This window comes from Kordiimonas lipolytica (genome assembly GCF_042651265.1).
Lineage (GTDB): Bacteria > Pseudomonadota > Alphaproteobacteria > Sphingomonadales > Kordiimonadaceae > Kordiimonas > Kordiimonas lipolytica.
On record NZ_JBHSCR010000001.1, the window covers coordinates 1 to 15,472 of the forward strand.

The window sequence follows — 15,472 nt, forward strand, 5'->3', positions numbered from 1 at the left end:
TGAAACATGTCGGAAAATATAGATGATGATCAACCAGACCACCGTCCACATCTCCCTTCCAATCTACAATGTCAAAGAGCAAAAAACTGCCCGACCGGAAAACCAGTTTGAAACTATCTTCGCGTTTCAGGCAATGTGCCGGACCGGACATTTCGTCAGCGTGCGGCAAGGCGGTCTGTATATGGTGGGCGAACCCTCCGTGTCAAGTCGTTTCAAACAAAGTTTTTAACAACTTTCAGACCGTGTCGTCGGTGCGGCATTCCTATCCGGCGTTGGTGCCCCGTGGGGCTCCGTCCGGTAGAGCAGCGCGCCCCGTCGGTGGAGCGGTTTCTAGGGGGATCGGCGTCAAAGCGCAAGCGCTTTTTTGGCATTTTTGCACTTTTTTTACACCCCTCCGTTATGATCCGCAGAAACCTGCGGCTTTTCGCGCATCAAGGCCGGATTTCACGATCAAATTGACAGTGAATCCATGTCAGATATACTGCCCTATATATATAAAGACTCTAATCAGGAATTAAAGAGCACCGCGCCGTGAATCATCTTGCAGTAACGGGAGCGGGTTTTGTGAATCAGAGGATGGTAGATGTTTCGATTAAATGAGATTCGCGACAAGATTTCCGACCCCGTCCGGCGCGCCCAGATGAAAAGTCGCTTGGCACAGGCGCTGAAATTGACCGAGTCGCCGTCAGGCTTCGCCGCCATGGCCGGCACCGGACTGGTGCTTGTCCTGATTCTGAACCTTGCGAATGACGACCCTTTAGCCTCAGACAACCTGGCTGAGCAAATAGCTGTGTCGCAGCCGAACGAAGCGGCAGGCGCTCTGCAGGCCAAAGAGCCGACCAATGAAGGTGCGGCGTTAGAAATGGCGCCAGAGGCCGAGCCTGCGGCCACCTCTGCGCAAAGTTATCGCCTGAAAAGAAATGAGACGCTGATCGGGCTGCTGCTCCGGGCCGGGGTGTCGTCTGTTGAAGCACACAAAGCTGTCAGCGTATTGAAGGATGTCACTAACCTGAGGCGCCTTCAGCGGGGCCAGGTGGTTCGCATCATCCCTGCCACTGATAATCAAGGCAGTATCCGGGAGCTTCGAATGCGAGACAGCTTTGAAGAAGAGGCTGTTCTGGTCTCCGCTGAAGGCAGCTACCAGGCAACACGGTCCACCATTACGACACTTCCCCTGACCCATCTGGTCGAAGGGGAAATCACTGACAGTCTTTATATGTCAGCACAGCGGGTCGGATTGCCCACTCCTGTGATAGTGGAGCTGATCCGCCTGATGAGCTTCGACGTGGACTTCGAACGCGAAATCCGGACTGGTGACAGATTCCAGGTCTATTTCGAGCGCACGTACGCGCCCGACTTCGGGGATCTTGCCGACGGCCGGATATTGCATATGCGGCTTGAGCTTCAAAAGCGCACCCTGGAAGCCACCTATTTCGAAGATGAAAATGGTCGCGGAGACTATTTTGACACCAATGGCCACAGCACCCGAAAGGCGCTGATGAAAACACCGCTGGACGTTACAGTCGTGACATCAAGCTACGGCAAGCGCAAACATCCGGTACTGGGTTATACCCGGCAGCATACCGGCGTGGACTTCCGTGCCCGAACCGGCACGCCAATCATGGCCGCCGGGGACGGTGTAGTGGAACGGGCCAGCCGCTATGGCGGCTACGGCAACTATATCCGTATCCGACACAACAGCACCTATGAGACAGCTTATGCACATCTCAGCAAATACGGCCGAGGTATCAAGGCCGGAGTACGTGTCAAGCAAGGCCAGATTATCGGCTATGCTGGCGCGACCGGGCGGGTGACGGCTGCCCACCTGCACTATGAAGTGCTTGTGAACGGTCGCCATGCGAACCCACTGACCCTGAAGTTGCCAACGGGCCGGAAGTTGGATAGCACCCAGTTGGCGGCATTCCAGAAAGTGCAAGCCACGCTCGCCTCAGATATTGACAAAATTCTGATGCAACAACAGATTTTACAGACCGCATCGGTCGACGCGGCTGACGTACCCGCCAGCGTGAGCGCCGAAGTAGAGAGAGCGATAACCGCAGACAGATAACAAGGCTGTCACACGTATCGACGTTCAAGGGGGACCATTCATGAACAGGATTGCCGCCACCATTCTGGTGGCCACAGCATTGACATTGTGCGGAACCGCAGACAATGCCGCGGCGGAAGACACACCCAAGCTGGAAACATTCAAAAAATGTGTCACCTTGAAGGATGATGTATCGCGCCTGGCCTGCTTCGACAAGGCCGCTGCCGGATTCGACTTTGAAAAGGCTTCAGCAAGCCTCAAAGAAGCGAAGAAGCTAAAAGAAGAAGCCAGAACTCTGAAGGAAGAGAAGCGCAAACTGGCCGAAGCAGAACAGCGGCGGAAAGAAGAGGTGGAGGCCATGCGTACCGAAGAATTCGGCAAAGCCGATGCCGAGGTGCGAACCGTCGACCGGGTGGACACCACCATCAAACGCGTTATCGAGCCACGCGTTGGTGGCAAATATCTTGTTCTGAACAACGGCATGGTCTGGCAGATCACGGACGGTGGACGTACCGGGCCCATCAAGGAAGGCATGGCCGTGCATATTAATAAGACAACTTTTGGTGGCTATCTGCTGACAATAGAACTTGCCCGCCGCACCTTCCGGGTCAAACGCGTCAACTAAACCGCAGCCAAGTACAAAAGCAAGGGAGCCTTCGCCGCGCTTCCTTGCTGGATGCTCAATCAACTTGTTGCAGGCAAGCCACATAAAGAAACGGTCGCGCCAGAAGCATCAAGGGCCATACGCGTCCACCAGTGCAATGATTCGCATGCCTTTCGGAAGGCTGCATGGCTTCTGCAACTGTCAACTCATAAAACCAGGGCGCTTCTGCCCAGCCGGTTCCAGGCTAGCCCCGACTGCAATTTGAAACTAAACACCTATGCTCATTGAGATTTTCTCCTGAACTGCACCTGATGCCGTGAGAATTGCGGCCTCTCGAACAACTGCAACTGCAGCCAAGCTCACAGCTGCCTGAAAAGAAGCATCGCCCCCCGTATTCAACCGCCATCGCCACCATCTGATGAGAAACGGTTTCTCCTAAACCCAACACTCGAAGAAAAACTTTCGCTCTAAACTAAATATTCTCAACTTTTGAGGGTTAAACCGGCAAAAATACAGCCACTGCGGCGTTCAGGGCACCCTATATAACCATGGTTTATGTCTGTGGCGCAAATGACACACCATTTTGCTAATCCCAAAGTTCAGCTATCGGGAATATTAAACTTTTCTGTCATGCAGGGACAGATTCTGGCTACAGGATATTGGCGGAAAGTAATTTCCGCATATTCCGAGTGCTTGGAAAGCAATAATACAGAAGAGGAAACGCAGAGTGTCTAAGGAACTCATGAAATTGCGCCGCTCCGCCCTTATGGGCAGCGCCGCAACACTGCTCGCCAGCTTCGCGCTGGGCGCAGGCGTAACCGGTGCTTCTGCACAAGATGCAGACTCCGATTTTGATATGGACCTGGAAGAAGTAACCGTAACTGGTTCGCGCATCGTACGTCGCGACCTGACGGCTCCTTCCCCAATTTCTACTGTTGGTGCTGAAGAATTCCAACTGACTGGTGCACAGAACGTTGAGCAGGTACTTGCTACTCTGCCACAAACGATCCCAGGCTTTGGTGGTTCTTCCAACAACCCAGGTGACGGTACTGCAACTGTTGACCTTCGTGGTCTCGGTTCTTTCCGTACACTGGTTCTGGTAAACGGCCGCCGTTACCTCCAGTCTCGTCAGTCTGGTACGGTTGACCTTAACACCATTCCTTCTACGCTGATCGAGCGTGTGGAAGTTGTGACCGGTGGTGCTTCCGCTGTTTACGGTTCCGACGCTATGTCCGGTGTTGTTAACTTCGTAATGAAAGACGACTACGAAGGTCTGGAAGTTTCCGGTCAGTACGACACCACTGTTCACGGCGATGCTGAGAAGTACAACATCGACGCTACAATGGGCGGTAACTTCGCTGACGGTCGCGGTAACGCTACCCTGTTCGTGAACTACGCTAAGCGTAAGTCTCTGATGCAAGGCGACCGTAAGTTCTCCACTTACGCTCTTGGCGAAGGCGGCGATCCAGACCGTCTGCCAGGTGAAGCATATGGTGCAGGCACTGGCCTGGGTGGCTTCGGCTCCTCCGGTATCCCTGGCACTCGTACCTTCACTCGCCCAACTGTGAACCCAGGTACTGCTGGTGAATACCTCCTGGGCCGCTTCAACAGCGACGGTTCCGGTGCGCCTTACTCCGCAGCGTCTGACAGCTTCAACTACGCTCCAGACAACTTCCTGCAGCTCCCACAAGAGCGCTGGATGGCGTCTGCAATGGCACACTATCAGATCAACGACAGCGTTCGTATGTACACGGAAGCTACGTTCGTATCGAACAAAGTGCCGCAAGAGCTGGCTCCAACGCCTGCCTTCACCACTGTTGAAATCAACCCAGACAGCCCATTCTTCACTGCTGACGTGCAGGAAGCTTGGCGCAGCCTGCGTACGCTTGATCCAAACGATCCTAACTCCGGCTGGGAAGACGAGAACGTCTTCGCATTCGTTGGCCGTCGTATGGTTGAAAACGGCCCACGTCAGGCTCTCGACACTCGTGATGCATTCCGCATTCTCGTTGGTTTCGATGGCGAAATCGGTGATGGCTGGTCCTACGATGTATCCTACAGCTACGCTCGCGTAGACAACTTCCAGTTCCTGAAAAATGACGTTTCTGCTTCCCGCTTCGTTCAAGCGATTGCAGTAACTGACGATGGTACTGCATGTCAGGATCCATCCGGCGGTTGTGTACCACTGAACATCTTCGGTGCCGGCAACATCAGCCAGGAAGCTGTTGACTTCGTAAACATCTCCGCAACCAACGTAACTCAGATCGAAACCCAGAATATCCAGGGTATCGTTTCCGGTACGCTCGGTGACTGGACTGGTGCTGGTGAAGTTGGTCTGGCAATCGGTGTTGAATACCGTAAAGACGAATCCGCGTTCACGCCTGATACCTTCCTGGCATCCGGTGACGTTCTCGGCTTTAACGCTGGTGAGCCAACTGTAGGTGGCTTTGACACTTACGAGGTGTTCGCTGAGATGGCTCTGCCACTCATCACTGGTGCTCCAATGGCTGAAAACCTCGAAGCCAGCCTTGCTGCTCGTTACGCAGACTACTCCACTGCAGGTTCCGTATGGTCCTACGCTGGTGGTCTGACTTGGGCACCTGTAGCTGACATCAGCCTGCGTGCACAGTATCAGCGCGCGGTACGTGCTCCTAACGTACTTGAGCTGTTCCAAGGTAACGCAAACGGCTTCCCAGGCGCATCTGACCCATGTTCCGATGCAACGGCCAGCCCATCTGCTACCCTGATCTCGCTTTGTGAAGCAACTGGCGTTCCTGCTGGTCAGACTGGTAACTTCACCCAAGCAAACGGCCAGATCGAAGGTATCTTCGGTGGTAACCCTGACCTCTTCGAGGAAAGCGCTGACACCTACACCTTCGGTGCTGTGATCACGCCAGAAGCCATCCCTGGCTTCACCATGACGGTTGACTACTACGACATCACGATCGATGACGCTATCTCCACCCTGGGTGGCGGCGTTAACAACATCCTGGACATCTGTTACAACACTGTTCAGGACCTGAACTCGATCTATTGTCAGGCAGTTACTCGTCGCCTTGACGGTAACGTTGACACTGTGTTTGCCGGTAACGCAAACATCGGTCAGATCAAGACTTCTGGTGTTGACCTCCAGATGTCCTACGGCATGGATGTTGACTTCGGCTTCTTCGAAGGCGGTTCTTCCATCGACTTCAACTTTGTTGGTACGCATGTAATCAACAACGAAGTTACACCTGACCTGTTCGTAGGTACGGTAAACGATTGTGAAGGCACCTATGGTAACACCTGTGGCGAGCCTGATCCTCAGTACCGCTTCAACCTGCGTACGACGATGACGAACGGCCCACTTCAGCTCTCGCTGAACTGGCGTTGGCTCGACAGCGTTGAAGACGACCAGATCAAAAACGCGGGCCTGACTCGCGCTGATCTGCCAGTTCCAACGCTGAAAGCTGAGAACTACTTCGATCTGTCCTTCACGTACGACGTGAACGAGAACCTGCAGATGTACGGTGGTGCTCGCAACATCTTCAACAACAAGCCTACGTTTGTTGGTGACAGCCAAGAGCAAGCAAACACCTTCCCAGAAACTTACGACGCAATCGGTACGCGCGTATTCCTGGGTGCACGTGTGCGCTTCTAAGCCATCGGCTTAATCAGAACACGGGAGCGGCGGGCATTGCCCGCCGCTTTCTTTTTTGGCCATAGGAAATAGCCGGGCCAGCATTGACCGGGCAGCAAGACAGGATGCCCTGTAGTGGCTGCTACTTTTCTGATGTCATTGATGAAATTTTCGGCTCAACGGCGCCCAGCAAATTGCCAGCCAAGAAGCGCCTGGTCCGCGCCAACGTGAAACGGCTCATAGGAAACATCCCGCAAACCAGCTTCTGCCATGATCTGCCGCAGATCTGCCGCATCATTTTCGGCCAAAGCCGCATCGCCAAGTTGTCGCATGCGTTCCTGCTCGGCCTCAAGCCGGCGACGCATATCTGTTGCACCTTCAGCGCGAACGATCAGGTCAAGGTCCTGACGCGTCAACAGCTGCCTGACAGCCGCGAATATCTCTGCCGTGATCCGAGGCAACTGGTTGTCATAAAGCTGGAGCAGGCGCCTACCCTCAGCCTCCAATTGCTCCATTCGGACCGTACCGGCCAAAAGCCCCTGAATACAGTCCACCAGCCCACCAGCCTGAAGCAGTGTGTCAATTTCATTCACTTGCGCCACATTCGGCGCCACCAAAGCCCCTGACTTATGGTGAACCAGCAACTGGAATGTGCCACTCGGCTTAAGTACACGGGCAAGTTCGGCAACCGCCGACACAGGCGGCGCATATTCAAAGCCGAACTGGGATACAACACCATCAAAAGACTGATCGGAAAACGGCAAATCACAGATATCAACCTGCCCCTCGAACTCGATCAACCGGATCAGGTCCCCATATTCCTTCAGGAAGATTTCAGGCCGGATGTCAGCCAGATCGACAGCCTTCACTGATATGTCCTGGCCCAGCTCAACGGCCGCCTCGACAAGACGTAACGCAACTGCCCCGTTCCCAGTGGCAAGATCAAGAATCTGTCCCCCGTCCGGCGTACCGGAAACAAACGTCCGCCAGAAGTCGAAGATGGCTTTTTGGTCATCATCCTGCTGGCCCGGGCGCACAATACAGCTATCCAGCCGGTTGGCATGCCAATAGGTGGTCCAGGCTGTTTCCCCGGCCGCCATCAGGAAAGCACTCCATAGCGCTTCAGCGCTGCCTCAAGCGGTTCCAGTTGCTGGGCATAGTACCGCCAACGCCCGATGCCTTCCTTGTTCAAAGGCTTCCTGACCTGCAGCTCGCTGAAGGTGAAGCTGGTGCCCTTGCTCTTGTGGAACTCAAGGCAGCCGGCGTGCCAATCAAGGCCGCAGAAGTCTGCAATGGCTTTGGTGTGGGTTGCGGGATCGTCCACCAGGTCTTCATAGACTACTTCCAGCACACGGTCAGGGAACGCGGCCTTCCAGTGATCTTTAAGCCGCATGTTTTCGGCATAGAAATGCGCCAGCCAATCCAGGTCAACGGCATAGCCATGCGCTTCCGGAAACAGGCGGCTGTATATGGACAGGCACACGTCCCTTGGGTCCCTCCGCATGTAGATGACGCGCGCATCAGGGAACATCTGACAGATCAACCCCACATGACGGAAATTGTGGGGCATCTTGTCGGTTACAACGGGCAGCGTATGGGGCGTTTTCTGCCAATAGGACTCAGCCATGTCCGCCAAACTGTCCGGACCGATCTCGGTTGGGCACACGATACGGCCTTGCGCCAGGTCCCAATAATATTGGGCGGCTACAAATTCGACTGCCTCGTTTTCACCTCCAGCCTCCACGCCATCAAGGCATGACAAAATCTTTTCAACTAGTGTTGTGCCGGACCTCGGCATACCCAGAATGAAGACAGGCCTGCGCCCCTCCTGCGCAGGCGCTTCAGCATAATTTCCGCCTTTTGGGAACCGTGCGATAATCTTGTCGTGCTCCGCGACGGTTGCTTCCTTGTCGTAGGAACAGTCTCGCGTCGCCAGGAATGCCTTATGTTTGAGGTTTCCTCGGTCGAAAGCCTCAAACGCTTCCCCAAAACGGCCAAGTTTCTCGTAAGCTCGCCCTGCCGTCAGCTCGAGCATGATACGGTCCCATTCCGTAGCCCGCGCATCGCCAACCAGGCCCACGCAGGTATCGGCAAGGTCTGCCAGCTTGTCGGTAGGCGAAACCTCAAATTTCAGTTGCCAGGCTTGGCCAAACGCGGGGCGGCGTTCGATTGCCATATCGGCAAACTTCCTCACACGCGCCTTATCGCCCTCAAGACGTGCGCACTTGGCCGCAAGGTGATGGGCTTCAGCCCGGTCAATCCCGCCATCTATGGCTTTTTCAAGCTCAGCTTGAGCGGCCTCAGGCTTTCGTGCGGTCAGCAAAAGGTCTGCGAGACGCAGATAGTCCTCCGCTGATGGCTCTTTTTTCGTCATATAGGTTCTGAAGGAGGCGATCGCATCGTCATAATCTCGCAGAAAGCCGGATGCCTTTGCATGCTCGAACCACACAACGGGATCATCCGGATTTTCATCCGTCAGGGCAGCCAGTGTTTTAGCTGCCCCGCGCCAATTGCCTGTTGCCCCGAGCGCCTTGGCTTTCAGGATACGCACCTTGGGACTCTGGTCACCCGAACGGTCCAGACAGTTGTAGGCTTGACCCGCCAAGCCCAACTCCACCATCTTGGTACAGATGGGAATAAGAAAATAGATGTTGTTGCCTGCAAGCGCCGCAGCCCGCAGAAGCGCGCCCTTGGCATCTTCTGTCTGGCCTACCTTGGCCAGGCAAAGCGCCAAATTGAACTGGAATTCAGGCACGCTGGGCAGTTGCCGGGCTGCACTCGCCAGATGGGATAGCGCTTCGGCATCCTTGTTCTGCTGCATGAGCACGGTACCCAGGCCGTAATCGGCGTCGGCATGCCCGGGAGACACCGACAGCGCCTTCCGGTAGAAGGTTACCGCATCGTCGAGCCGACCAGCCCGGTGGTGCCCTTCTGCCTGGTCAAGTAGGCGATCGATCGTCAAAAGATTCTCCCTTAGCCAAATCGTCCCATTGACTGCCTGCTTCCTTTTGTCGCCAGGAAAGTCATCGGCAAGCCCGCCTTCGCCTTTTACAATGGGCCGCCATAAGTTAAAAGACCTGTAGTCACCAGAGAGGGAAAAGAGTGGATATGTCGGACTTTTCGCTGAACAGCCAACTTGATGTAGACGAACTGGCTAAGAACTATGCTCGGAAAAAACGCCTGCATATTCCCAACATCCTGACCGATGAGAGCGCCACCAAAATTGCGTCCTGTCTGGAGACGCAGGTGCCCTGGGGCTTTGCCTACAATAACGGGGAAAGCCAGTTCCTGCGCGCCGAAGAAATGCAGCGCATGTCACCGCAGGAGCAGCAACAACTCCTGAAGGCGCTTTACGACCGGGCGCGGACCGGGTTCCAGTACGCCTATAACTGCTATCCTATTCTGGACGCTTATATGAACGGCTGGGGCCAGGTGCCGCTTCTGGACCGCCTTCTGGAGTTCATCAATTCAGAAGAAGTGCTGGAATTTATGCGCACGCTCACCGGCCGTCCCGAAATCATCAAGGGCGACGCCCAGGCCACGCGCTACGGCCCAGGCCAGTTCCTGAAGTTCCATACAGACAATGTGACCGAAGAATTTCGCGTGGCTGCCTTTGTCCTGAATTTCACCCGCGACTGGGACCCGGATTTCGGCGGCTACCTGCAGTTCTACGACCAGAATTGGGACATTGAAGAGGCATTCCTGCCGCGCTTCAATGCGCTCAATATCTTCACCGTGCCGCAGAATCATGCGGTCAGCTATGTAGCGAACTATGCCACCAAGCAGCGCTACGCCATCACTGGCTGGTTCAGGTACAAATAGGGCTCAGGTCGGCACCACGTCAAAAGGCGTGGTCATGCGTACGCTGTCGTCCGTAAACGGTACCGTGCCATGCCAGACATAAGACGGGAACAAAGCCAGAAGCCCTGGTTCCGGCTTGATGATCTTTCTGATTTCTTCCCTTCCCTCTCCAAGCGCAAGACCACTTTCACCAAACTTGATCCAACCCTCATGGGCCTGGTCAGTATCACACACGCTTTCAGGCACCTGCACATAGAAAGCCGAACTGATCCAGCCGGCTGGGTGCACGTGGTTGACATGGAAGCCATCTTTCGTCAGCCGCACAGACCATGAACCTGCAAACCGGAAGGTCTGGCTTTTGCGGCTGAGCAGCGGATGCTCTGCGTCATCAGGCAGAGAGGAGATATAGCGCGAAACGCATTTCTCCAGCTGTTGCCTGAGGGTCTGCACGATAGGCACAGGGCGGAAGAACAGGCGTCCGTGCGTCTGGGTGCCGCCCCGCAATGTCTGTTCAAGTGGCCGCACCTGGGTGACATGCATATCTGTCACTGTTTTCTCAAGCTCCTCTAGGAACTCCTCAAGCGACCCGTAGCCCTCGGGTGTTTCGATCCTTTGCGGCTGTACAAAGCGGTCATAATCATTGAGCCAAGCTTCACGTTTGTCGCCCAGGAACCGCCAGCAAAGGCCGCGATAACACCACATCTCCTGGTCAAATAGGTTCAGTTTCTCTGCCGCCTCCAGGTGACCGAGCGCACGCTCATATTCGCCCTTTTGGATAAGGAGGCGAGAGAAGTCCATGCGGATTGGCTGATGATCCGGGTTAGCATTCACTGCCTTGTCGAAATAGTCGACGCTTGCATCCACATCGCCCTTAGCCGCCAGAATGCGGGCCTTCCTGCGAAACAGCCCCGCGTCTCCGCCCAACTCAGAGAGTGCCTCATCAACAATAGCTTCAGCTGCCTCCTGGTTACCCGCCAGTTCCAGCGACTTTACATAGGCTTCCCGGAGTTCCGCAGAATCCGGGGCGCTCTTGATCCCAACCTGATAGGACTTGGCAAACAGGTCGCGCTTGCCGTGCTCCCAATACATCTGGTTCAGGGTCTCATGTGCATCCAGGAAATCTGGCTTGAGTGCAATGGCCGTGCGGTATTGTTCATCGGCCTCATCATACCTGCCGAGTTCATAAAGGGCATTTGCAAGGTTGTACCGAAGTTCAGCAACCCTGGGCTCAATTGCCATGGCACGCATATAATAATCCAGCGCTTCCGCCTGCCTGTCCTGCATCCGCAGGGCCACACCCATGTTATGGAGGGCGCGATAATAATCGGGCTTCACCTTGAGCGCATGACCGTAAGCCTCAACGGCCTTGTCAAGCTGGTCTGTCTCCTTGAAGGAAATACCAATAGCATTGGCGAAACGCGGGTCATTTGGATTGATGGCTTGAGCCTTTTCCAAGGCCTGAATTGCCTCATCATGCTGGTCCAGACTTTGGTAGACCAGCCCCAAATTGAAGAACGGCTCGGCAAATCCTTGCTGCGCTGCGGCCGCCTTTTCATAGGCTCCGATGGCTTCCTGTTGCCGCTTCATATCCCGCAAAAGGTTGCCCAGATTATTGAGCATTTGCGCGTTGTCAGGCTGGCCGGATAAAGCCTGTCTTAATGACTTTTCTGCTTCTGCAAACCGGCCCTGGCGTCGCCGAATCAAGGCCAGGAGGTGCAGAGCGTTTGGCTCAGCCACAACCTGGGCGAGGATCGCACGGCAACATTGCTCAGCCTTTGCCAGGTTGCCCTGACCAAATGCCTGCCCGCCCTGTTGTAGGATCTGTTGCAACTGCGCGTTACTCAAAAAGAGCCTCCTTTTGCCAATTCTTTAGCGTGCTTACACCGGTTTGAGAACGAAAAACTAGCTGTCGCAACATAATGTCATCACAACATTTTTTGCATGGATACGCCTTAAGTTTAGTCTGGGTTAGTTTCAGAAGTTACATTTTTGTCACACTTGGATTTCATAATTAATGATCCGTTAATCTTTGGCTTTACTCCATTTGTGGGGACCGACACTTTAGAAGCCTTAACAAAAGGTCAGGGGCGCCTGTCGGGGCTGGCAGGCGCTACTTATCTCTGGGAGGAGTAACTTATGAATAGCACAGAGCTATTGAAGAACCGGCTGGCATACAGCACGGCTTCACTGCTTATTGCGGCAGCGGGCATGATGGGCACGTCCGGCGCAATGGCACAAGATGCGCAATGCGCCGCCGACGAAGTGATCAACGACGCTGGCGAGTGCGTAATGGAAGACGAACTGGTAGAGGTGGTTGTTACGGGTTCCCGTATCCGCCGCAGCGAATTTACCAGCGCTTCCCCAATCCAGATTATTTCGGGTCAGAAGTCCCGTGAAATCGGTCTGATCAGTGCTGCAGACGTTCTGCAGTCCACCGTACAAACGTCCGGTCTTCAGATTGATAATACCTTCGGTGGTTTCGTGATCGACAACGGTCCTGGTTCGCAGCAGATTGGCCTGCGCGGCCTCGACCCAGAGCGTACTCTTGTTGTGCTCAACGGTCGTCGTCTGGCGCCTGCTGGTATCGGTGGCGCGCCAACATCACCTGACCTGAACTTGATCCCAAGTATCATGGTTGATCAGTATGACATCCTGCTTGACGGCGCTTCCACCATTTATGGTTCCGACGCTATCGCAGGCGTGGTGAACATCAAACTGCGTCAGGACGTTGAAGGCTTTGAGGTCGATGCATCCTACCAGGTTCCATTCGCTGGTGGCGGCGAAGAGCTGACGGCTTCTGTCCTGTGGGGCACGAAGACGGACCGCGCGAGTTTCATGATCGGTGCCGAATTCTATGACCGTAAGGCGCAGACTGTGGGCGAAAACCCATACATGGGCGAGTGTGAAGGCTATGAGTATGAAGACGCTCAGGGTAACCGTTACCAAGGCGACCGCACATTGGGCCCAGAGTCCCGTGGCATCGTTGATTGTAGCATCTTCCCTCTGACCAACCGTATATCTATCCCGGTGTTCTGGGGCAGCGTTTACTACACGCCTGGTTTCTCCAACACTGGTATCCCTGGTGTGTCGGACGGTATTCCTAACTTCTCTGAATCGTCCGTGACTGGCTTTGCCGGCTTCTTCCCTCACTGGGTAGCAGCTGACAGCAACGCAAACGGTGACCTGACAGACGACAATGGCTATGCCATCGTTGACTGGGATGGCGATGGCCTCAAGGACTTCGACTTCCAGGACCCGTTCTATGCATTTGATCGTTCTGATTATGCGCAACAATCCCAATTCATCACACCATCCCAGCGTGTGACAATCTTGGGTACTGCAGACTATAACCTGCAGGACGAAAACGATACGACCTTCTACTTCGAAGGCCTGTATTCTCAGCGTGATGACAGCAGCTTCGCAGCTGGCTACCAGTTGTTCCCAACTGTTGGCGCTGACAACCCGTACAACCCTTGTGGTGTGGACGGTGTTGACTGTCTTGGCGTGATCGGTTTCCCAATTGGCCCAACCTCCGTGACCCCAATTGTGAACATCCGCGGCGACCGTGATACGGCGAACTTCGACCTCTACCAGTACCGTCTGGTTGGTGGTGTTCGTGGTAACATCAGCGCGCTCGACAATTTCGGCGAAGGTAACTGGTCCTATGACGCATACGGTTCCTATAGCTACTCAAAAGGTACAAACAGCCGCTTTGGTATCAGCGCACCTCGTCTTGAGCAGTCTCTTGACGCAACGCGTGACGGCAACGGCAATGTAGTTTGTAACGATCCATCAAACGGTTGTGTTGCCGTAAATCTGTTCGGTGACAACATCTTCCAAGAAGGTGGGGGTACATTCACCGCCGCGGAAGCAGACTTCCTGTTTGTTGAGCGTTACTCGGAAACAATTGTTAAGCAGACAATGGCCAGTGCATTCCTGACGGGTGACCTGTTCCGTCTGCCATGGAACGACACTGTTGTTCCAATCGTGTTCGGTTACGAATTCCGCCGCGACACCATTGCTTCCAACCCGAACGACGTAGCAGCCGACGGCCTGCTCTTCGGCTGGTTTGCTGACGCTGGCGCAGACGGTTCCCGTGACCTGCATGAATTCTATGCAGAAACTCACTTCGACCTGCTGCAAGGTCTGCCATTCGCAGAAGAACTGTCGATCGACGCATCCGCGCGCTGGACAGATGAGAGCTACTATTCTCCGGCCACCACGTACGCTGTAAAAGGTCTGTACCGTCCGGTTGAATATCTGACCTTCCGCGGCAGCTATGGCACGTCTTACCGTGCACCAAACCTGCGTGAGCACTTCCTGAATGGCACCACGGGCTTTAACGCTGTTTCTGACCCGTGTGTTGTTCCTGAATCGGCTCGGGTCAATGCGCCTGGCAGCCAGCCTGGCGATCCTCAGGTTTATAATGCAGCAGAAGACACTCGTCTTGACCGCGTTCTCGACGCGTGTCGTGCAGACGGTGTTGATCCGACTACACTTGGTCTGAACCCGGTAACCTTTGGTTCCTACTCTGTGGAAATCAACACCGGTGGTGCACTTGACCTGACAGAAGAAGAAAGTACCAGTAAGACAGTTGGTGTTGTTCTTGAGCAACCTTGGTTCGACAACTTCGATCTCCGTCTCGCTGTGACTTACTTCGACATCGAGATCACTGGTAGTATCGAAGAACCAACTCGGGCATTCATCATCAACCGTTGTTACGACAACCCGGATGAGCCGAACGCAACCAGCGGCTTCTGTAGCCGTATTTCACGCGACACCGACGGCTTCATCGATCTGTTGGACACATCCTTCGTGAACGCTGGTCGTTATACGTCCAAAGGCTTCGACTTCAACATGTACTATCAGCAGGACTTTGAAGTTGGCAGCAAGACGCTTGGCGTTTCGTTCGACCTGCGTGCAACCAACCAGCGCGAGAACGTTTTCGAGCTGTTCGGTGACGTTGACGACCTTGCTGGCGAGCCTGGCTCTCCAAACTGGCGAGCTCGCGGCCTCCTGACCCTTGAATACGATGACTTCGCATTCAACTGGGATGCTCGTTGGATCCAAGGCGGTGAGAACGACAACCCAGAAGACTTCGACACCACTGCCATTCCTTGTGATGGCCTGGGTGTTGGCTGTCGTCCGGTCTACTACACCGAAAACTACATGCGCCACAACATGTCGGTTGGCTGGAGCAACGGAAAATACCGCGTGAACGTTGGTGTTGAGAACGTGTTCAATGCCAAGCCACCTCGCGTGGACAGTGCAGGCGTCTTCAGCGTGCGCAACGTTCCAATCGGTGTTGGCTACGACGTGACTGGCCGCTCTGTCTTCATGAGCGTCGGCGCAACATTCTAAGAAAAGTCTTAGCTCACTCTTGTGGGCTAAGTTAGATTGT

General features: G+C 54.6%; 9 protein-coding genes. 6 read left to right on the forward strand and 3 right to left on the reverse strand.

What is annotated here, in order from left to right; all coding sequences use genetic code 11:
- Positions 1–22 precede the first annotated feature (22 nt).
- The 4 genes from ACFO5Q_RS00005 (at position 23) to ACFO5Q_RS00020 (ending at position 6,291) form a co-directional block, all read left to right on the forward strand.
- A complete protein-coding gene (locus ACFO5Q_RS00005) occupies positions 23–229 on the forward strand; it encodes a hypothetical protein (RefSeq protein ID WP_068150360.1) in 207 nt (68 codons plus the stop codon).
- A 354-nt stretch (positions 230–583) separates the two neighbouring features.
- Positions 584–2,068 carry a M23 family metallopeptidase gene (locus tag ACFO5Q_RS00010; RefSeq protein ID WP_068150362.1) on the forward strand — a complete coding sequence of 495 codons (1,485 nt, stop codon included), beginning with the start codon at positions 584–586 and terminating at the stop codon, positions 2,066–2,068.
- Positions 2,069–2,108: 40 nt separating this feature from the next.
- Positions 2,109–2,672, forward strand: coding sequence for a hypothetical protein (locus ACFO5Q_RS00015; protein ID WP_068150365.1), 564 nt, complete (start codon positions 2,109–2,111; stop codon positions 2,670–2,672).
- Positions 2,673–3,378: 706 nt separating this feature from the next.
- Positions 3,379–6,291 carry a TonB-dependent receptor plug domain-containing protein gene (locus ACFO5Q_RS00020; protein ID WP_197421205.1) on the forward strand — a complete coding sequence of 971 codons (2,913 nt, stop codon included), beginning with the start codon at positions 3,379–3,381 and terminating at the stop codon, positions 6,289–6,291.
- Positions 6,292–6,446: 155 nt separating this feature from the next.
- On the opposite strand, the gene ACFO5Q_RS00025 is transcribed toward ACFO5Q_RS00020, so the two are convergent.
- Together ACFO5Q_RS00025 and ACFO5Q_RS00030 are read right to left on the reverse strand one after the other, a co-directional pair.
- Positions 6,447–7,370: a class I SAM-dependent methyltransferase gene (locus ACFO5Q_RS00025; protein WP_068150371.1), complete on the reverse strand. Its 924-nt coding sequence runs from the start codon at positions 7,368–7,370 to the stop codon at positions 6,447–6,449.
- Positions 7,370–9,232 carry a tetratricopeptide repeat-containing sulfotransferase family protein gene (locus ACFO5Q_RS00030; RefSeq protein WP_068150373.1) on the reverse strand — a complete coding sequence of 621 codons (1,863 nt, stop codon included), beginning with the start codon at positions 9,230–9,232 and terminating at the stop codon, positions 7,370–7,372. The genes ACFO5Q_RS00025 and ACFO5Q_RS00030 overlap by 1 nt, the downstream gene beginning before the upstream one ends.
- A 146-nt stretch (positions 9,233–9,378) precedes the next feature.
- Between ACFO5Q_RS00030 and ACFO5Q_RS00035 the strand changes: the two genes are divergently transcribed.
- Positions 9,379–10,092 carry a 2OG-Fe(II) oxygenase gene (locus ACFO5Q_RS00035; RefSeq protein WP_068150376.1) on the forward strand — a complete coding sequence of 238 codons (714 nt, stop codon included), beginning with the start codon at positions 9,379–9,381 and terminating at the stop codon, positions 10,090–10,092.
- Positions 10,093–10,095: 3 nt separating this feature from the next.
- Here the strand turns inward: ACFO5Q_RS00035 and ACFO5Q_RS00040 are convergent, their stop codons facing one another.
- Positions 10,096–11,916: a tetratricopeptide repeat protein gene (locus ACFO5Q_RS00040; protein ID WP_068150379.1), complete on the reverse strand. Its 1,821-nt coding sequence runs from the start codon at positions 11,914–11,916 to the stop codon at positions 10,096–10,098.
- Positions 11,917–12,207: 291 nt separating this feature from the next.
- Here ACFO5Q_RS00040 and ACFO5Q_RS00045 point away from each other — a divergent pair, with 291 nt between their 5' ends.
- Positions 12,208–15,432: a TonB-dependent receptor domain-containing protein gene (locus ACFO5Q_RS00045; RefSeq protein WP_068150382.1), complete on the forward strand. Its 3,225-nt coding sequence runs from the start codon at positions 12,208–12,210 to the stop codon at positions 15,430–15,432.
- Positions 15,433–15,472 lie beyond the last annotated feature (40 nt).